Source organism: Glaciecola punicea, assembly GCF_001756615.1.
GTDB classification, from domain to species: Bacteria; Pseudomonadota; Gammaproteobacteria; order Enterobacterales; family Alteromonadaceae; genus Glaciecola; species Glaciecola punicea.
In genome coordinates, this window is the sequence record NZ_LZXY01000004.1 from 17,478 (window position 1) to 37,106 (window position 19,629).

At 44.3% G+C, this 19,629-nt stretch carries 18 protein-coding genes; 14 read left to right on the plus strand and 4 right to left on the minus strand.

The annotated features are described in order from the left end of the window. Positions 1 to 9 precede the first annotated feature (9 nt). The 5 genes from BAE46_RS06115 (at position 10) to BAE46_RS06135 (ending at position 3,825) form a co-directional block, all read left to right on the plus strand. Entirely contained in the window at positions 10 to 693 is a 684-nt protein-coding gene (locus BAE46_RS06115; RefSeq protein WP_006004366.1) for a PspA/IM30 family protein, read from the plus strand. Positions 694 to 893: 200 nt separating this feature from the next. After that, complete coding sequence (locus tag BAE46_RS06120) at positions 894 to 1,538, plus strand: YjfK family protein (RefSeq protein WP_006004368.1); 645 nt, start codon at positions 894 to 896, stop codon at positions 1,536 to 1,538. A gap of 65 nt (positions 1,539 to 1,603) precedes the next feature. Beyond that, positions 1,604 to 2,017, plus strand: a complete 414-nt coding sequence (locus BAE46_RS06125) for a DUF350 domain-containing protein (protein ID WP_006004370.1) — start codon at positions 1,604 to 1,606, stop codon at positions 2,015 to 2,017. 11 nt (positions 2,018 to 2,028) lie between these two features. Continuing rightward, positions 2,029 to 2,646, plus strand: coding sequence for a DUF1190 domain-containing protein (locus BAE46_RS06130; protein ID WP_006004372.1), 618 nt, complete (start codon positions 2,029 to 2,031; stop codon positions 2,644 to 2,646). Then, positions 2,647 to 3,825 (plus strand): glutathionylspermidine synthase family protein, encoded by a 1,179-nt coding sequence (locus BAE46_RS06135; protein ID WP_070111996.1) that lies wholly within the window; start codon positions 2,647 to 2,649, stop codon positions 3,823 to 3,825. Between the two features lie 150 nt (positions 3,826 to 3,975). On the opposite strand, the gene ilvC is transcribed toward BAE46_RS06135, so the two are convergent. Then, positions 3,976 to 5,454 carry a ketol-acid reductoisomerase gene (ilvC, locus tag BAE46_RS06140; protein WP_006004378.1) on the minus strand — a complete coding sequence of 493 codons (1,479 nt, stop codon included), beginning with the start codon at positions 5,452 to 5,454 and terminating at the stop codon, positions 3,976 to 3,978. 239 nt (positions 5,455 to 5,693) lie between these two features. On the opposite strand from ilvC, the gene ilvY reads away from it, so the two are divergent. Continuing rightward, positions 5,694 to 6,569, plus strand: coding sequence for an HTH-type transcriptional activator IlvY (ilvY, locus tag BAE46_RS06145; RefSeq protein WP_070111997.1), 876 nt, complete (start codon positions 5,694 to 5,696; stop codon positions 6,567 to 6,569). Between the two features lie 36 nt (positions 6,570 to 6,605). On the opposite strand, the gene BAE46_RS06150 is transcribed toward ilvY, so the two are convergent. Beyond that, positions 6,606 to 8,159: a YifB family Mg chelatase-like AAA ATPase gene (locus BAE46_RS06150; protein WP_040520429.1), complete on the minus strand. Its 1,554-nt coding sequence runs from the start codon at positions 8,157 to 8,159 to the stop codon at positions 6,606 to 6,608. Positions 8,160 to 8,361: 202 nt separating this feature from the next. Here BAE46_RS06150 and ilvA point away from each other — a divergent pair, with 202 nt between their 5' ends. Further along, the gene (gene ilvA / locus BAE46_RS06155) at positions 8,362 to 9,954 is read left to right on the plus strand and encodes a threonine ammonia-lyase, biosynthetic (protein WP_051987297.1); all 1,593 of its coding nucleotides are present in this window, start codon (positions 8,362 to 8,364) and stop codon (positions 9,952 to 9,954) included. 90 nt (positions 9,955 to 10,044) lie between these two features. Here ilvA and plsB read toward each other — a convergent pair whose 3' ends face one another. Further along, positions 10,045 to 12,477 (minus strand): glycerol-3-phosphate 1-O-acyltransferase PlsB, encoded by a 2,433-nt coding sequence (gene plsB / locus BAE46_RS06160; protein ID WP_070111998.1) that lies wholly within the window; start codon positions 12,475 to 12,477, stop codon positions 10,045 to 10,047. A gap of 254 nt (positions 12,478 to 12,731) precedes the next feature. Between plsB and lexA the strand changes: the two genes are divergently transcribed. From lexA to BAE46_RS06185, 5 genes are all read left to right on the plus strand, one after another. Continuing rightward, complete coding sequence (gene lexA / locus BAE46_RS06165; protein ID WP_006004388.1) at positions 12,732 to 13,352, plus strand: transcriptional repressor LexA; 621 nt, start codon at positions 12,732 to 12,734, stop codon at positions 13,350 to 13,352. 322 nt (positions 13,353 to 13,674) lie between these two features. Then, positions 13,675 to 14,802 (plus strand): cytochrome c oxidase subunit II, encoded by a 1,128-nt coding sequence (coxB, locus tag BAE46_RS06170; protein ID WP_040520447.1) that lies wholly within the window; start codon positions 13,675 to 13,677, stop codon positions 14,800 to 14,802. A 2-nt stretch (positions 14,803 to 14,804) separates the two neighbouring features. Beyond that, positions 14,805 to 16,445 (plus strand): cytochrome c oxidase subunit I, encoded by a 1,641-nt coding sequence (ctaD, locus tag BAE46_RS06175; RefSeq protein WP_070111999.1) that lies wholly within the window; start codon positions 14,805 to 14,807, stop codon positions 16,443 to 16,445. 9 nt (positions 16,446 to 16,454) lie between these two features. Further along, on the plus strand, positions 16,455 to 17,066 hold the full coding sequence (locus BAE46_RS06180; RefSeq protein ID WP_083256812.1) for a cytochrome c oxidase assembly protein: 612 nt from the start codon (positions 16,455 to 16,457) through the stop codon (positions 17,064 to 17,066). Positions 17,067 to 17,081: 15 nt separating this feature from the next. Next, positions 17,082 to 17,960, plus strand: coding sequence for a cytochrome c oxidase subunit 3 (locus BAE46_RS06185; protein ID WP_070112001.1), 879 nt, complete (start codon positions 17,082 to 17,084; stop codon positions 17,958 to 17,960). 1 nt (position 17,961) lies between these two features. On the opposite strand, the gene BAE46_RS14315 is transcribed toward BAE46_RS06185, so the two are convergent. After that, on the minus strand, positions 17,962 to 18,168 hold the full coding sequence (locus tag BAE46_RS14315; RefSeq protein WP_083256827.1) for a DUF2909 domain-containing protein: 207 nt from the start codon (positions 18,166 to 18,168) through the stop codon (positions 17,962 to 17,964). A 15-nt stretch (positions 18,169 to 18,183) separates the two neighbouring features. On the opposite strand from BAE46_RS14315, the gene BAE46_RS06190 reads away from it, so the two are divergent. After that, positions 18,184 to 18,978, plus strand: coding sequence for an SURF1 family protein (locus BAE46_RS06190; protein WP_083256813.1), 795 nt, complete (start codon positions 18,184 to 18,186; stop codon positions 18,976 to 18,978). A 77-nt stretch (positions 18,979 to 19,055) separates the two neighbouring features. Next, on the plus strand, positions 19,056 to 19,619 hold the full coding sequence (locus tag BAE46_RS06195; RefSeq protein ID WP_070112003.1) for a hypothetical protein: 564 nt from the start codon (positions 19,056 to 19,058) through the stop codon (positions 19,617 to 19,619). Positions 19,620 to 19,629 lie beyond the last annotated feature (10 nt).

Sequence of the window (19,629 nt, forward strand, 5' to 3'; positions counted from 1 at the left end):
AGTCAGATCATGAGTTTAGGTAGATTATGGACAGCACTGAAAGGCCATACCAACAAATCCCTTGAAGATGCTGCAGATTCACAGGCGCTGACTATTTTGGATCAGCAAATACGCGAAGCCAAAAAGGAAATTCAACTGTGTGGGCAAAGTCTTCATTCCATCGCAGCGAAGCGCAAAATGGCGCAAAACAAGATAGAATCTTATAATGCTGATATTGACAAATACAGCCAAAGCGCCGCTCAGCATGCTGAAACTAATCGTGAACTAGCGCTAGAGTGCGCCCAGCGCGTTGGTGAAATTGAAAACCTAAAGGCAAGTGAGCAGAAAATTTTAGACAGCTATATGAAGAACGAAGGCTCGCTTAAGTCAAACCTAGTCACGGCAAAAAACAATTTGCGCATGCTAGAACAGCAGGTTGATCAGGTGAAGGCCACTCAAGCCGTACAAAAAGCCCAAGTAGCAGCTTCTACTCATTTTGAGGGCGGCAACAGCAAGGTAAAAACCGCGCTAGACAGTCTAGAGCGTATCAAGCAAAAGCAGGCTGAAAGAGAAGCCGCACTTGACGCATCAGCTGAATTAGCAGAAATTGAAACAGGGGCAGACCTTGACAATAAGCTGCGCCAGGCAGGCGGCAGCGCCGGCGGCGGTTCAAGTGAAGATATGCTGGCGAAAATTTTAGCAGGCAAAAAGTAGCCATTTTTTATTCACATATCACCTGTGGTATTAAACGCTACACAACAAAAACCATACAGATGCGCCCAACATAATGTTGTCGGCGCATCTATACATTCAGTCATTCGATGAGATGCTGACATGGTCGATAATTTTGTTAATTTTATTTTCGCTAATTCGGCCCATACTGGCAACTAACTAATAAGTCGCGGAGCCACCACATGTTCAATTTTTTCAAGAAAAAACCACCACCAGTCCCCTCTATCAATAAACCCGAAGTGATGGGTCTTTGCGTGGGCTCTAGCTTCGATATTGATAAACTTGCTTTTCAACTGATTCTAGAAGAACTGGTTATTAGCGGCATTGCCGACACACAGCTCATTCAAGGGGCGGGTAGGGTCGACTTAGGCTCAAGTGTATTGCTACGTTTTTATACCGACGATGAAGCCTGGCTGCAGGTAGTGTGTGAAGGCGGCGAGCTAGAAGAAAACATCGTGGATGTGACTTTATTTCATTACTACGACACCCTACACGTTAACGCCGCTGAATGGGACGACATTTTGGCGAATAAAATTGGCGCGCCTACCTATTCGCTCGAGGGTAGGGAGTATGAGCGAGTATGGACGAGCATTGCCACTTATCATCCGCCGGTGGCGATGCAAGAAAAAACCTTTGATGACACTAATGACATTAGCGAAACCGACCAGTTTGTTATGCTATTTGAACGCGCGCTTAGCGATGGCTCTTTTGAGCAATTATATTTGTCTGGCGAAGAAAGCCTAAACGATAATAATCAGCTAGAAAGATGTTTAGTCATTAGCACTGGTGTTAAGCTAACGTCAACTCAAATTAGGGTGAACGGCTAAGCTGCTCATTTTAAAATCGTTTTACGCAAACAGCGTGTAAATACTAACACTCAATGGAAAATACTATGGAAAACTACAACTTACTAATTGGCATATCACATTTTGCCCTGTACTTCGGTATTGCAATTTTGTTTTTGATTATATTCAAAACCGTGTATGCGTGGATTACCCCGCATGCTGAATGGAAGCTAATTAAAGAAGACAAAAACACCGCGGCAGCGGTTGCCTTTGGTGGCGCAATTATTGGATTTTCTGCCGCGCTTGGGGGCGCAGTAAGTAACTCTCAAGGATTAATCGACTTTGCTATTTGGGGCGTTGTCGCGCTGCTGGCGCAAATTATTGCCTTTGCAATAGTACGATTCGTGTTTATGCCAAAAATAAGTACCCGAATTGAAAATAACGAAGTAAGCGCTGGCCTAGTGTTAGGCTCAACAAATGTTGCGGTTGGTCTAATTAACGCCGCTTGCATGACCTATTAAGGGAGGCTTGTATGAAACGATCTTCAATACTCGATTTATCGGCATTAAGAAAGCGCACGCGTATATTTGTGCTAGCGCCGATTTCTTTGGCGGTTATGGCCGGTTGTTCAGGTGGTGGACAAAATGAGCAGGTAGCTTTCGTTACTTCTGTTGACAACTGCGCTAGTAGCACCAAACTGTCGGTTATAGAGTGTCAGGCTGCCTATGAAGAAGCGGTAAAAGAAGCCGAGTCTACTGCCCCGCGTTATCAATATCAGCGCGATTGCCAAGCCGAGTTTGGCAATTGTGAAAACCGAGGGGGCTTTTTTGTACCCTTTATGGCCGGCTACATAGTGTCTAATATCGTCAGCGATTCGATGGAGCGTAAGCATAGATTCACCAACTCGCATCCATCTTATATGTATCGGGGGCCGGGCCAGTTTCGCAATAAAATAATGACCAGTGACGGATTTGTGGTGGGTTCGCCAGGGCAAAGCTCATATCGTGTGCCCAGAGATGCTTTGAAACCTAAACCTGCCGTTACGCGCACTATTTCACGTGGTGGTTTCGGGGCAACGGCGTCGGCTAAAAGCAACTGGGGCAGTTCAAGGGCCACTAGCAGAAGCAGTTCAAGAGGCTGGGGCGGCTAAATGCTGAGAGTTCCTTGTGATGAGCGCAAAAACTGGGAAGCTATGGCGCAGGAATTCGGGTTCAAGTTTCACACTATGTACGGTGAGAAATATTGGGACGAATCGGCTTACTATCAGTTTTCCCTTGCGCAAATTGAGCAAGGCATTGAAGCCCCAACTGCTGATATTCACCAAATGTGCCTAGCAGTTGTAGAGCAGGTGGTAAATAGTGACGAGTTGCTCACGCGTTTCGCTATTCCCAAGGCGCAGTGGGCGTTTGTGCGCAAAAGTTGGCAAGACGGCGACCCTTCTTTATATTCACGGCTCGATTTTGCGTATAACGGTGAAGGCTTTGCTAAGCTGTATGAAAATAACGCTGATACCCCCACCTCTATTTACGAAACGGGCTTTTGGCAGTGGATGTGGCTTGAAAACAAAGTAGACAGTAAGCTTTTAGGAAGGCACGCCGACCAGTTCAACTCCGTTCAAGAAAAACTAGTGAATCGGTTTAAAGAACTGCATGCTCTTAACCCCCAAAGGTATTTGCACTTTGCCTGTAGCAAAAATACCGAAGAAGATCGCGGCACCGTGCAGTATCTTGAAGACTGCGCTAAGGCAGCGGGTGTGCAAACCAAGTTTGTATATATTGAAGACATTGGCATAGACAAAGACAAGCAGTTTGCCGATCTAGACAACAATGTGATCACGTGGATGTTTAAGCTTTACCCTTGGGAGTTTATGTTTGAAGACGCCTACGGTGCACTATTAGGCCAACAAAATATACGCTGGCTAGAGCCGCCATGGAAATCCATTCTATCAAACAAAGCCTTACTGCCGATGCTGTGGAAACTGTTTCCCGAGCATCCTAATTTATTGCCCTCGTTTTTTGAAGATGAATTACATTTAGTGCCCGATGACATGCTCTTGGTTAAAAAGCCAATTTTTTCGCGTGAGGGCGCAAATATTAGTTTTACCGATGCGCGTGGGAATGCTTTAGATGACAAGGATAATTCGGATGGTCCTTACGGTGAAGAGGGTTTTATTTATCAGCAAAAGTATTCACTGCCAGTGTTCGATGGCAATCACACGCTAATTGGTAGCTGGCTGATTGACGATCAGGCTGCCGGTATTTCAATGCGTGAAGACAACTACGCGATCACGCAAGATATGAGTCGTTATTTGCCGCACGTCATTTACTAAACACATCCTTGAGTTTACTTTTATCTTTTAAGTTTGTTCAACATTCGCGTTGAGTATAAGCAAGCATAAAAAAGCCCGACCAAACTGGCCGGGCAAAAGGAGCTTATAAAAAGCACCTAACGACAGAACTGCAGTGAATTACATTTGCGCTTACTTGACGATTGCCTGCATATCAGTCATGTAACCCCTCAAAACTTCACCAATTGACTCAACACCATGACTGCGAATGGCTTTGTTTATGGCCACTAATTTTGTGTTGTCTACGCAATTACTAGTAGTGCTTAAACCACCGCCAATGTGCTCTAAGGTAATCCGCGGCATTAATTTATCTTTTAACAACGGAATAGCAGCATTTGCGAATAAATAGTTACCGTATTCAGCTGTATCTGAAATAACTACGTTCATTTCGTACAAGCGTTTGCGCGAAATAGTGTTTGAAATAAGCGGTGTTTCGTGTAGCGACTCATAATACGCAGACTCAGGAAGTATGCCTGCGTCAACCATAACGTCAAACGCAAGTTCAACGCCTGTTTTAATCATAGCAACCAACAATATGCCTTTGTCAAAGAATTCTTGGTCTGAAATAGTGCCAGTATATACCGGTGCATTTTCAAATCCAGACTGTCCAGTTTCTTCGCGCCACTTAAACAGATTGGCATCGCCGTTGGCCCAATCTTGCATCATGTTGCGTGAAAACTCACCTGAAAGGATGTCGTCTTGATGTTTTTCAAACAGTGGGCGCATTAAATCGGTTAATTCTTCAGACAATTCAAAAGCGGCTACTTTTGCCGGATTTGACAGGCGATCCATCATGTTAGTGACGCCGCCAATTTTTAGTGCTTCGGTAATAGCTTCAAGGCCATACTGAATAAGTGCACCTGCATAGGCTGCATCGACGCCGTCGGCTACCATCTTTTCATAGGCCAAAATGGCCGCAGCCTGCTGCATACCGCATAAAATAGTTTGTTCGCCCATAAGATCTGATTTTACTTCTGCTACAAAACTGCTTTGTAAAACACCTGCTCGGTCACCGCCTGTCGCGCTAGCAAGTGCTTTTGCAATTTCAAGGCCTTCTCCCTGTGGGTCGTTTTCAGGATGAACCGCAATAAGGGTAGGCACGCCAAAACCGCGTTTGTATTCTTCGCGCACTTCTGTTCCAGGACATTTAGGTGCGCACATTACGACTGTAATATCGCTGCGAATTTGCTGGCCTTCCTCAACAATATTAAAACCATGAGAATAAGACAGCACTGCCCCTTTTCTCATTAAGGGCATTACCGCTTCAACGACACTTGCATGCTGTTTGTCGGGGGTTAAGTTATAGACTAAATCGGCATTTGGAATAAGGTTTTGATACGTGCCAACAGTAAAGCCGTTATCGGTGGCTCGCTTGAACGATTCTCTTTTTTCGTCTATGGCAGACTGCCTTAAAGCATAGCTTACCTTTAAACCTGAATCGCGCATATTTAAGCCTTGGTTAAGGCCTTGCGCCCCGCAGCCAACGATAACAATCGATTTTTCTTTGAGGATATCACAGCCTTTTGTGAATTCTTCACGCTGCATAAAACGGCACTGACCCAATTGGTCGAGCTGTTGGCGAAAAGCTAAGTTGTTAAAATAATTTGCCATGTGGTTTCCGAGCATTTAAGCATGCGTTAACGATAAAAAATGGTCTGCTACGATTCTTATCGTCATATTACGCTTATTGATTGTTTTATAAATTGAATTATTTGAAACTTAGTGTTTCAATATGTGAAACAGTTATCTTTTCTTACTTGATTCTGAAGCTGATGCAGCTTCAGAATCAATGGATGATACGCATATTTCACTCGCAAGTAAGCTTAAAAACAGTGGATTAAATACATTAAATGGATATAAAAACACTAAAACACTTTCAGCATTTAGCGTCTAGCTTAAGTTTTTCTCGAACAGCTGCGGCTATGTTCGTGTCTCCACCCACACTAACGCGCAGCATTATGCGCTTGGAGGACGAATGTGCTGCTTCACTATTTTTACGTGATAACCGCAATGTGCAGTTAACGCAAGCGGGACGAAAATTACTCGCGTTTGCCGACGATACCTTAGCAAAGTATCACCAATTAAAAAGTGAGGTGGCGCAGCAAAAAGATGCGCTCAGTGGTGAGCTGTCATTATATTGTTCAGTGACCGCCGCGCAAACCTACTTGCCCAAAATACTCGACAGCATGCGCAAGCTATACCCGCTTGTCGACATCAAACTAGACACCGGTGATCATGAACTTGCGCTAAGGCGGATAAGTGACGTGCAGCATGAGAACGTGGCCGACTTAGTCATTGCTATTCACACCCCTGACTTTCCAGCCCACATACATTTTCAGCCCATAGACACAGTGCCCTTAACCTTAATTGTGCCCGCTACTATGGATGTGAACAGTATTAATGATATAAGTTGGCAAGCGTCGAACGTGATCATGCCTGCGCGCGGGCCCTCTAGGCGCATTGTTCACCATTGGTTTGCTGAACAAAATATTCGTCCGCGTGTCTATGCGAAGGTATCGGGTAACGAGGCTATTGTCAGCATGGTTTCATTGGGGCTAGGCATTGGCTTTGTGCCACGCTTGGTGCTAGAAAACTCAACGGCTAAAAACAAAGTGAATAGTATCGCAGTAGACAACATTGAGCCCTATCAGCTTGGGCTTTGTTTTCTAAAAGAGCGCTCAAACGAACCTTTACTAAAAACGATCAGCCAGTTGTTTTCGCGCTAAGATTTACATTTTATAACTAGATCTCATGAGTAAGGCTTAATTTCCCGCCAGCTGCTTTAATAATTTGTCAAAGTTACGGTACGATAATGCTTCGGCTATGTGCTGTTTTTGAATATCGATACTTGTTTCTAAATCAGCAATTGTTCTGGACACTTTTAGAGTGCGGTGGAATGCTCGCATTGACAGTCCAAGCGCGTCAATTGCGTGAGTAATAAACTGCTGATTTACTTTAGATAATATCGCAAATTCAGCCAGCGTTTTGTTAGTTAAACCTGCATTTAAAGTACCTTGGCGCGCAAACTGTAGCTGTTGGGCTTTTGATACCAGCTTTTTAATGTGGGCGCTTGTGTGCGCTTTGGCATTTTCAGCTTTGCTGCTACGTTGCGTGCCCTTGGTGCCTAAAGCTTTGCTTATATCTACTCGCGGTACATGCACCTGTAAATCTATACGGTCAAGTAAGGGGCCTGAAATTTTATTCAAATAGCGCAATATTTGGTCGTCGTTTGAGCGCTGATCGTCCACATCACCGGTAGGACTTGGGTTCATGGCTGCAATCAGCTGAAAGTCTGCAGGGTAGGTCATTTTATGCTTGGCTCTTGACAGATTGATTTCACCCGTTTCTAGGGGTTCACGCAAAACGTCGAGAACATGGCGTCCAAACTCTGGCAACTCGTCAAGGAAAAGTACCCCTTTATGCGCCAACGTTATCTCACCGGGCATCGGGTAACTGCCACCGCCCACCAAGGCCGCCGCTGAACTTGAGTGGTGGGGTTGGCGAAAAGGTCGCCGACGCCAGTTGTCAGCGGATACTTGTTCACCCACTATTGAGCGAATTGAGGCTACCGTGAGCGCATCTTGCTCGGGTAATTCTGGAAGTATAGACAGTAATCGATTTGCCAGCATACTTTTGCCCGTACCAGCGGGGCCAAAAAGTAGCATATTATGGCCGCCTGCCGCACAAATTTGCAAGGCTCGCTTGGCATGCTCTTGTTCAATGATGTCGGCAAGATCGCCATATTTCTCAAGGTTGTGGTCAAGTGAAATATCAGCGTCTCGCACTTGCGCACGTTCCAGCATTTGCTTGTCAATTAAATGCAGATACACACCCCATAAATGCTTTGCTGATAGCACGTGAGCTTTACTGACTAAGGCGGCTTCTTGCGCGTTTATTTCAGGCAATATTAATTTTCGACCCGACTTTGCGGCGGCAAAGGCCATGGGTAATGCGCCCTGCACGCTGCGAAGATCGCCAGACAATGCAAGTTCCCCAACAAATTCATAGGCCTCTAAACAGCCAGCACCTAAGGCTTCGCTGGCACAAATAATACCAATGGCAATCGCAAGATCGAATCTTCCGCCGCCTTTAGGTAAATCAGCAGGGGCCATGTTAACCGTAATGCGCTTACTTGGGAATTCAAACCCAGCATTAATCATAGCGCTGCGAACTCTATCGCGCGATTCTTTCACGGTAGTTTCAGGTAAACCCACAAGGTGAAATCCGGGTAAGCCATTACTTAAATGCACTTCTATGGTGACAAGGGGCGCGTCAATCCCTAAGTTAGCGCGGGTATATACAACAGCAAGATCCATATGCTTTTCTGGTCTGTTTTGAGTACGCACATAATGCGATTTACCTATAAGATAAGCTACTGTCCTTCGGTAGCGTTTTTCTATTGTCCTTTGTGCTTGCGTTACAATGTGATTAGAGGCAGACTCTTGCGGCAACCATTACATGAGTACATAGCACACGCTGTTGAGCATATTTACGAATCAACTATTACGCGATAAGAGAATGCCATTGTCTACACAAACACTATCTTCCCCCCCGTCAAACTATGAGTATTTAATTAAGATCCTCAAAGCCCCTATTTACAATGCCGCTGTAGTGACAGACTTGAATAGACTGGCGACCCTGTCAAGCGCTTTGGGAAATGAGGTGTATTTAAAGCGTGAAGATCAGCAGCCCGTAAAATCGTTTAAACTACGCGGTGCCTTTAACTGTATGTCACAGTTGAACGAGCAGCAAAAAGCCGCTGGTGTGGTGGCAGCCTCAGCGGGCAACCATGCGCAAGGCGTCGCCTATGCAGCGAAAGCAATGAATATAAAAGCTACCATTGTAATGCCAGATACAACGCCTGAAATTAAAGTAAATGCGGTACGCACTTTCGGAGGCAAGCACATTAACGTGGTGCAATACGGTACCAGTTACGATCAGGCAAGTGCACATGCGCTGATGCTTTCACAGCGCCATGGCTTTACCATGATACCGCCCTTTGATCATCCCGATGTGATTGCCGGACAAGGTACTATTGCAAAAGAAATGCTAGAACAGTTAAGTGATTTTGATTATCTATTTGTGGCCGTAGGCGGCGGCGGCCTAGCCGCAGGGATGGCAGTTTACTTGAAGCAAATAAAACCCAGTATCAAAATTATTGGGGTTGAATCTGACCAGTCAGCTTGTTTGTCCGCGGCGCTTGCGGCTGGAAAACCCGTTACTTTGCCCCAAGTTGGTATTTTTGCTGACGGTGTAGCGGTCAAAACAATTGGCGAGGAGCCATTTAGGTTGTGTAAGCAGTATTTAGACGGCGTAATGACGGTTACTAACGACGAAATTTGTACCGCTATTAAAGATATTTTTGATGATACGCGCGTAATAGCAGAGCCTGCAGGCGCGCTTTCTGTGGCTGCAATCCGCAAGTTCTGCCGTGAAAATGATGTAAAAAACAAACGCCTAACCGGTATTCTATGCGGTGCTAATATAAACTTTCACACTCTTCGATATGTGTCCGAACGATGTGAATTAGGCGAGCAAAAAGAAGCAGTTTTTGCGGTAAATATCCCTGAAACTAAAGGTGCGTTTAAGTCTTTTTGTAGTCTGTTGGGCGGCATTGTTATTACAGAATTTAACTATCGCTTCAATGCACGCACCCAAAGTGTTGGGGAATCAGCCACCGGCAGCGCCCAGATTTTTGTTGGTGTAAAGCTGCGAAACGGTGCGTCTGAATATCATGAGCTACTTAAAAAGCTCGATGATAACGGCTATACGTACTGTGATCTTTCGCAAAATGAACTGGCCAAGCTGCATGTAAGGCACATGGTGGGCGGGCGTCCTCACCAAAAAATAGACGAAAGTATTTTTAGTTTCTCATTCCCAGAATATCCTGGTGCGCTGATGCACTTTTTGAATACCCTTGGCGAATCGTGGAATATTACTTTATTTCATTATCGCAATCACGGGGCGGCGCAGGGCCTTGTATTAGCTGGCTTTGAGATTGGAGAGCAGCAGCGATCCAGTTTCCAAGAGTACCTCGACAAGCTCGATTTCGAGGTGCAAGAGCATAAAGACGATCCTGCCTATACTTTCTTTTTATCTAGTAAAGGCTAATGCGATTATTTAGAAGACGGTTAACGTCATTTATAAATCCGCTAGTTTGGCTAAATAAGTCATCGCAGATGTCCGCGATTATTACATTGTCTATAAGCGTTCCAAATGCTGCACTATTTCAGGCCATACCAGCGGCATAATAGCGTGTTTTAAGACTAAACTTGACTCTGAAAATTCTAAACTACCATCTTCACGGCTGTGCACATGTTTGTTTTCACGCAGCGCGTTTACAAAGGAGGCCAACACGTTTTTATCGTAAAACTCAGGCGAGTGCATGCCAAACAAAGAAGACAAACGCTCAGCTACATCGGTAGACTGTCGCTCAAGTTGGGCACGCGCGATGATTTTTTCAGACTCCAGCACGCTCAGCACTACCGCATAGCGCTGCCAAGTTTCCTGCATACTTCGGCTTAATAGCCACGCGCTGTGAAATTTAGGTGAGCTTGGTTCAACCGGGGCTAAGTATTTGCCATTTTGCACCAGCATGCCGCAGGTCTTTAAATAGATAACCAACTCTTCAATATATACGACCACTTCGTCATGGCTAAAGTACATGAAAAACTCGCGTTTCAGAATTGGGTACAACTGCTCAACAAGACTCAATAAAGCGGTTCTGGTGAGGTTTCGATGAGCAAAAGCGGCAGCCATTATTAAGCTAGGCAACGCAAACATATGTAAAATGTTATTTCGGTAGAATGTCAGTAGCACGGCATTATCTTGTTTAGGAGACACCATTAGGCCGTATTTATCTTCGCTTTGTTGAAATCTGTTTAAGGCAAGCGTACGCTCTACTAAATATTCAGCGTCTTGGGTGGGAAACGTCGCGTCTGCGCTATAGGGGTTGGCTTTGAATAGACTCAGATAATCATCAATAGCGTTTATCAGATCATCTTTACTCATGACATGCGTTTTTGATGACAACAAACAAAGCGCTAGCAAGGCAGTGCCATTTAAGGCCGCATTTTTATTAATTCTTGCCATTATATCGTTGGCTAACACATTCACTGTAGGCGTAAGCCACGTTGGTTTCTTTTCATCATCGCTTATGTCGTCGCGCCAATCGGGTACTTGTTTGTCTAAAAACTTATGTAGGGAAATAGGCTCGCCAAAGTTAACATAGCCATGGCCATAGTTTTTAAGCTTACGAATGGCAGAGAAAACTTGTGTATTTGACTCTTTCTTTTTTCCCTTTCCCTTGAGTTCTTTCTGGTAACTTTTTACTTCCATTACGTGCTCGTAACCTAAGTAAACCGGTACCACAGACACCGGACGATTCACGCCTTTAGTGACCGCTTGCAGCGTCATAGCGAGCATGCCTGTTTTAGGTGGTAGTAATCTACCGGTACGACTTCTTCCCCCTTCTGGAAAGTACTTCACCGAATAGCCTTTGTTGAACAAAAGCTCTAAGTATTCTCTGAAAATACTGCTGTAAAGCTTGTTGCCTACGAAGCTACGGCGCAGGAAAAATGCGCCACAGCGTCTAAAAATGGGTCCAGCAGGCCAAAAATTTAAGTTGATACCGGCGGCAATGTGAGGGGTAACCAAGCCTTCTTGATAAATAACGTAGGTCAGTAACAAATAGTCCATATGGCTTTTATGGCAGGGTACGTAAATAATTTCATGTCCGTTGGCGGCTAATTCACGCACGCGTTCAGCGTGCTTGACTTCAATACCGTCGTAGATACGGTGCCAAATGCGTGCCAGCAGTCTTTCTCCAAGGCGCACTAGGCCCTCGCGATAGTCTGCAGCTATTTCATCTACGTATTTCTTCGCTTGTTTACGGACTTTTTGGGGGGAGATGTTTTTGTTGGCAACTTCATCTTCAATGGCTTGTTTTACGCCCCTTGCGCCTAAAATAGAGTTGTATAACTCTTGACGTTCAAGCAGCGTTGGTCCTGATAATACCTGGCGTTTACGCTGAAAGTGTGTGCGCGCTACGCGGATTAATTTATGTGCTATCTGTTGATCGCTGCCGCTTAGCGATGCCATTTGTCTTGTTGAAACAGGCTTTGAGTAACTGACAAAATTATCGCGGCCAAAAAATAGCACAATGAAACTTTTACGTAGCCAGTTTGGCGACGCTTTTGAGGCGATTAGCTGAGCCCAACCCGATTTACCTTTACCCGCCGAGCGTCCCCAGGAAATGAAAACTGGAATAAGCTGAACATCTAGATCGTCATATTGCCGGTGGTATTGAAACATCTCGGTAAAATTATCTTCAATAGTGGTGGGCTTTACTTTGCGCGTAAAGATGTTTTGCGGTCTATTGAGATAGTAGCTTCGTTTATGCTCGTGATCCACCAGCGCAAGTTTTTTACGTGGACTGGGAAGGCCAAGAAACGCAGTTGATTTTTCAAGCGCTATCGAGTCGGTGAATGATTTTGTTTGCAGTAAATATACAATAGGCCTGGTTTTGTCGATGCCAAGTTCATTTTCTAAGTCTGAGGGTATACTTTTTACTTTGACCAGCCAGCCGATTGGTTTGGTCAAGAACGAGCGTAAAAACGAGGCCATCCAATTCATAAGTACTCCATAACTAAGGCGGATGCAGCGGGATGAAAAAGCAAATTTCACTGCGGTTTTCTATATTTTGCGAAAATTTTGTTGTAATGTTAGCACGAAGATCCTTAATGTAATCAGCATTTGTCTCATTCGATGGGTATATTGCGCTATGCTGTGATATGGCATTACCGTTTACATCAAATAGACAAATACTTGTTGCTAAAACACTGTTTGTGGATATACTCAGATCTACTGTATAGAAAAACAGGCTGTTTATGCGTCCACTAACACCAAGGCAACAGCAAGTTCTAGAACTTGTAAAACGTACTATGATAGACACGGGAATGCCGCCTACACGAGCGGAAATCGCGCGCGAGTTAGGTTTCAAATCTGCTAACGCTGCAGAAGAGCATCTTAAAGCGCTCGCTAAAAAAGGCGTTATTGCAATTTTACCAGGGACGTCTCGCGGTATTAAGTTAAACGTAGAGCTTGAGGATCCCATTGAAGATGGCTTGCCATTAATTGGTCAAGTTGCTGCCGGTGAGCCTATTTTAGCCCAAGAACATGTTGAATCTAGATTTAAATGCGACCCTACCATGTTTACTCCTCGCGCCGACTTCTTGTTACGCGTGAAAGGTGAAAGTATGAAAAACATTGGTATAATGGACGGCGATCTGCTGGCTGTGCACAAAACAGACCAAGTTAACAATGGTCAGGTAGTGGTTGCACGCGTTGACGAGGACGTAACGGTTAAAAGGTTCGAGCGTAAAGGTAGCGAAATTTTGCTACACGCTGAAAACGACAGTTTTCCACCTATTCGTGTGGATCTTGCATCCCAATTTTTTACTATTGAGGGTTTAGCCGTAGGCGTAATACGCGATCACGTGGACTTGTAACTTACTCAGGAATTGACAAAAAGGTTCACTTCACAATGCCATTTGAGGGCCCGTAATAATAAACGGGCCCTTTTTTTTGCGTCTACTTTTTGAACAGTTCGGAAAATACGATGATTAGCAGCAAATAAAAAGATAAAAAACTAGACTAACGACGCCATTTGAACGATTATTGTCCTGTAATTAACAAAAATTATACAAATTACTTACTTAAAATTAAACTTGTTTCTACAAAAATGAAAGCGCCGCTTCGGTTAAAAAAGTTTTCATTAGCTGTAAACATAGGGGGAGTGTTAGCGTGAAGTTCAGCAGTTTTATCTCTTATATGTCCGTGCTTTTAATTGTGTGCTTAAGCTTTGCGGCGCAAGCGATAGATACAGGCCGGTCAAATTTAAATATGCGCCCCGGCGTATCCGGTATTAGTAACCAAGTCTATGATTTGCATATGCTTATGTTCTATGTGTGCATCGCAATAGGGGTGGTTGTGTTTACCTTTATGTTTTATTCGATGGTGGTCCATCGCAAATCTAAAGGGGCTAAAGCCGCTAATTTTCACGAAAATTTAACGGTGGAAGTGGTCTGGACAATCGTTCCCTTCGTTATTTTGATATTCATGGCCGTACCAGCGGCTTACACGCTGATAGATATGGAAGACGTCAGCAAACCTGATGTAACAGTGTTAGTCACCGGTTCGCAGTGGAAATGGCACTATAAATACATGGACAACGATGTTGAGTACTTTTCGGTTCTGGCAACAGAGCAAGGTCAAATACGTAACCAGTTAACAAAAACCCAAAACTATCTCCTAGAAGTAGACCGTCCCCTAGTTATTCCCACGGGTAAGAAAATCAGATTTTTAATCACCTCAGACGATGTTATCCACTCTTGGTGGATGCCTGACTTTGCCATTAAAAAAGATGCCAACCCAGGTTTCATCAACGAAGCGTGGACAAACGTAAACTCGCCTGGCGTTTACCGAGGACAATGCGCTGAGCTTTGCGGTAAAGACCACGGCTTTATGCCCATTGTGGTAGTCGCGAAAGAGCCCGCGCAATATGACGCGTGGGTAGCAGAGCAAGAGGCCATCGCGCAGCGTGCTCGTGACGAAGAACAGCGCTTGCTGTCTATGAACATGAGCATGGATGAGCTTATGAGCCAGGGTGAAAAAGTATATGGTGCCGTTTGCGCAGCCTGCCACATGCCAAACGGTGAGGGGTTACCCGGTGTATTTCCGGCGCTTAAAGGTTCTGCTCTTGCGCTTGAGGACATTCCCGGACATATCAGAATTATCGTTGAAGGCAGTCCAGGTACCTCAATGGCATCATTTGCTAAACAACTAACAATGTCAGAAATAGCGGCGGTAGTCACCTATGAGCGTAACGCTTGGGGTAATGATACTGGCGATATTGTGCAAGCAAAAGACATTAACGCAATTATGTATGGTAAGGAATAACAATGGTTAGCACAACTGATACAACCCATTCGGGCGACCACGACGCTGATACTCAAGACCACGTTGCTAGCGATCATATTGATGATCATCACCACCACGAGGCGCCATATGGTATATCGCGTTGGTTACTCACTACGAACCACAAAGACATAGGCACTCTATATTTGTGGTTCGCATTCATTATGTTTTTGGTGGGTGGGGCGATGGCAATGGTCATTCGCGCTGAACTATTTCAGCCAGGCCTGCAAATTGTAGAACCTAACTTCTTTAATCAAATGACCACCGTTCACGGATTAATAATGGTATTTGGCGCAGTAATGCCGGCCTTTACCGGCTTGGCTAACTGGATGATACCCTTGATGATTGGTGCGCCTGACATGGCCTTGCCACGCATGAATAACTGGAGCTTTTGGATTTTACCTTTCGCGTTCTTAATATTGCTTTCTTCTTTGTTTATGGAAGGCGGTGGTCCCGCATTTGGTTGGACCTTTTACGCACCTTTATCAACTACTTATAGTAGTGACAGCACCGCCTTGTTTGTATTTTCTGTGCACATAATGGGGATCAGTTCAATTATGGGAGCCATTAACGTCATTGTTACCATATTTAATATGCGTGCTCCTGGCATGACCTATATGAAAATGCCTCTGTTTGTATGGACATGGCTCATTACCGCATTTTTACTTATAGCAGTAATGCCAGTGTTAGCCGCGGCGGTGACCATGGTCTTAACCGATAAGTTCTTTGGGACCAGCTTTTTTGATGCGGCCGGCGGTGGAGATCCAGTCCTGTTCCAGCACATTTTCTGGTTTTTCGGACACCCTGAAGTGTACATAATGATATTGCCAGCCTTTGGTATTATTTCGCAAATAGTGCCTACTTTTTCACGTAAAAAATTGTTCGGCTACGCGTCGATGGTTTACGCGACCGGTGCAATCGCCTTATTGAGCTTTATTGTTTGGGGTCACCACATGTTTACAACGGGTATGCCTGTGGAGTACGAGATCTTCTTTATGTTTGCCACTATGCTAGTTTCGGTGCCAACTGGAGTGAAAGTGTTTAATTGGGTGGCTACTATGTGGCGCGGCTCAATAAGCTTTGAAATTCCCATGATGTTTGCTATCGCCTTCATCGTCTTATTCACCATTGGCGGTCTGTCAGGCTTAATGCTTGCGATAGTGCCAGCGGACTTTCAGTATCACGATACATACTTTGTGGTTGCGCATTTCCACTATGTGCTGGTTACTGGGGCCATTTTCTCAATTATGGCAGCTGTTTATTATTGGTTGCCAAAGTGGACCGGTAAGATGTTCGATATTACCTTAGCAAAATGGCATTTCTGGTGTTCGCTTGTGTCGGTAAATGTGTTGTTTTTCCCTATGCACTTTGTCGGCTTAGCGGGTATGCCACGGCGTATTCCTGATTATGCGCTGCAGTTTGCTGATTTTAATAAATGGATTTCAGTCGGAGGCTTCGCATTTGGTTTATCACAGCTAATTTTCTTAGCGCTTATTATAAAAGCGTGTCGTCACCAAGGTGAGTCAGTGTCTAGCCAAGTGTGGGAAGGAGCAGAAGGTTTAGAGTGGGAAATTCCTTCACCAGCGCCTTATCATACCTTTGAAACGCCACCAATAGTGAGGTAGGAGCTTTATATGCAAGATAATAAACATGATGATGAGGTAGATAAAAGTGCCCATGCTGGGGTAAGAACGCCGTTAGACCATACAAAAACGGTGAATAAAATCTTATTGCTCGTTGCTGGCATGTTTTGCTTCGCTTTTGCCTTAGTGCCGCTATACGACGTTTTTTGCAAAGTGACTGGCATTAATGGCAAAACAAACACCGAGGCTGCCGTATACACAGCCACCGATATTGACGAAACGCGCACTATTACGGTAGATTTTATCACTCGCACCAACTCGGGTATGCCATGGGAGTTTACTGCACAAACGCGTAAGATTGACGTTCACCCTGGGCAAATGAACGAAGTTGCTTTTTACGTTCGAAACCCAACAAACCGCGATATTATCGCGCAAGCGGTGCCTTCTGTGTCGCCTGGCACTGCCGCTTTATACCTCAACAAAACGGAGTGTTTTTGTTTTCAGCATCAGCCTTTAAAGGCAGGCGAAGAAGCGCTTATGCCCATGGTATTTTATGTTGATCCGCAACTACCCGAAGATATAACATTTTTTACCTTGCAATATACGTTATATGACATTACCAGAACGGTTGATAAAGAAACTGTCAATGTAGCGATGAATTAAGGAAGGAAGCATAAAATGGCTGAAGAAGAATACCAAAAATACTACGTACCAGCACAAAGTATTTGGCCCATTGTTGGCGCAGTTGCTTTATTTTTAATTGCGCTAGGCGCTGGTAATTTCATTATTGAATCAACCAGAGATAAAGATGGCTACGGTGCTTACACACTAATTGCTGGCTTAGGTTTACTGCTGGTAATGATTGTAGGGTGGTTTAAAAACCAAATTGATGAGTCAATGTCAGGTTTGTATAGCGCCCAGTTAGGTCGCTCTTACCGTCAAGGCATGGCATGGTTTATTTTTTCTGAGGTGATGTTCTTTGCGGCCTTCTTTGGTGCACTGTTTTATGCGCGAACCATATCAGTACCCTGGTTAGGCGGTGCTTCTAACAATGCAATGACCAATGAAGTGTTGTGGCCAACGTTTGAAGCTGTGTGGCCTTTACTTACTACTCCTGGTGGCGATACCTCTACTCAAATGGGCTGGTTTGGTCTACCACTTGCCAATACGATTATTTTGCTTATCTCATCAGTGACTTTGCACTATGCCCACACGAGCTTAGAAACCGATAAGCGCAATTCGGTTAAAATTTGCTTAGGTTTAACGATATTGCTGGGTGTAATATTTTTAGGGCTACAAGGATACGAGTATATTCACGCCTACGATATTGGTTTAACCCTCGATTCAGGTGTGTACGGCAATACTTTCTTTTTACTCACTGGGTTTCACGGGCTGCATGTTACCTTAGGTACTGTCATTTTAATGGTCTTGTTTTTCAGAGTAGTTTGGGGCCATTTCACCCCTAAAGAACATTTTGCATTTCAGGCCGGTGCTTGGTATTGGCACTTTGTTGACGTAGTGTGGGTAATGCTATTTTTCTTTGTTTATATTCTATGATTTAGTAAGGTCTCCGGTTAGGTGTTATTACGCCCGTGGCAAGTGCTAGCAGTAGAAGGGCGACAATTATGACAGACACCAACACCCTTCGTCCTATAAATTTGCTCATGGGCACGTCAGGGTCATTTTTAAGCATTATCATCATGGCGCGACATAAATTGTACACCATGAATACTAGTAAACCTGAAACAATAATTTTTATTGCCATTGTAATCCCGTTTTTATGAATAGACATCGCTTTTTATTTTTAGACAGTGTGTTGTTAGGTATTGAGACCAACTATTATATGATAATAAATACTTCACCAAAACAATTCCCCTACCTCGCTACAGTAGTCGCTTTTGTGGCAATTGTCATTATGGCGGGTCTAGGTTTTTGGCAATTAGATCGCAAAGCAGACAAAGATATTCGCTTGGCCAATATAGAAAAGGCCAATGACAGTGCGCACATTGATTTAGCTAAGGCCCTAGGTAACATTCAAAGCTACCAAGACTTTACAGTTGTTGCCAGCGGCAGAGCGCAAAACAAATATTTCTATATAGACAATAAACTGTTGGGCGGACGCGCGGGATTCCACGTGCTGGTGCCTTTTGAGGCAGACCAAGGCACCCTTATGATCAACCTTGGCTGGATACCCGGGACGGGTATGCGAGGCAGTTTACCAGAGTTTATAATGCCAAGGCTCACAACAGTAGAAGGCGTTGTTCACATACCGCTAAAAAATACTTTTATTAAAGAAACAAATATAGCCTACGGAAAATTTCCAGTGTTACTGCAGCAAGTTGATTTACAGGAAATAAGCTTGCATTTGGGCACGTCAGTGCTGCCGGTAACCCTTAGATTGCTGCCGCACGGGACAGATTTTGTTAGACAATGGCAAACCGTGATCATGAGCCCACAGAAGCATCTAGGCTACGCGGTGCAGTGGTTTGGCCTGGCAATTGCGGCATTAACCGTGTATTTGTTGTCTATGTTAAAAAGAATGCAGGGTTCGTCCTCGCGGGCAGAAAATGAATAAGCAATCAATGACTCTTAGCATTGGCTAAGGGGCGTCGATTTACCGGCAACGTACAATGAGATACAGGTTTATCAAACATGAGTGCACAAAATACAAAAAACAAACGCAGCCTTTTATTGTTAATCGCAGTATTTGTGCTACCCGTCATATTTGCTTTTATGGCACTGAAGCTTGACTGGTTTAATCAAGCGGTAACTAACCGCGGTGAACTACTGCAGCCGGTTATAGAGGCCTCATCATTAGTCAATGAGAGTGATACTAAATGGCATCTTCTTTATATTATTCCCGACATTTGCGACTTAGCCTGTGACAATGCCCTATATGCGGTGAAGCAGATTTTTTTGGCTACAGGTAAACACGCCGACCGTGTTAACGCGCTATTTATTTATAGCGATACGTCAAGCCCTGAAGCCGTGGCGAAGGCGAAAGCCTTCACTAGCGCTGATGTGTTAAATAAAAGTAATGAAAATGTAAGTGAAGTGTTTAAAAACACCGATATAAATGCTATTTTCATCTCAGATACCTTGCACAATGTTGTGCTTAGATACCCGGTAACCACCGACAAAGAACAAGCAATAATGGACAGTCGAGATATTCTCGCTGACCTAAAGAAATTATTAAAATTGTCGCGTATTGGTTAGCCTGTAGGAT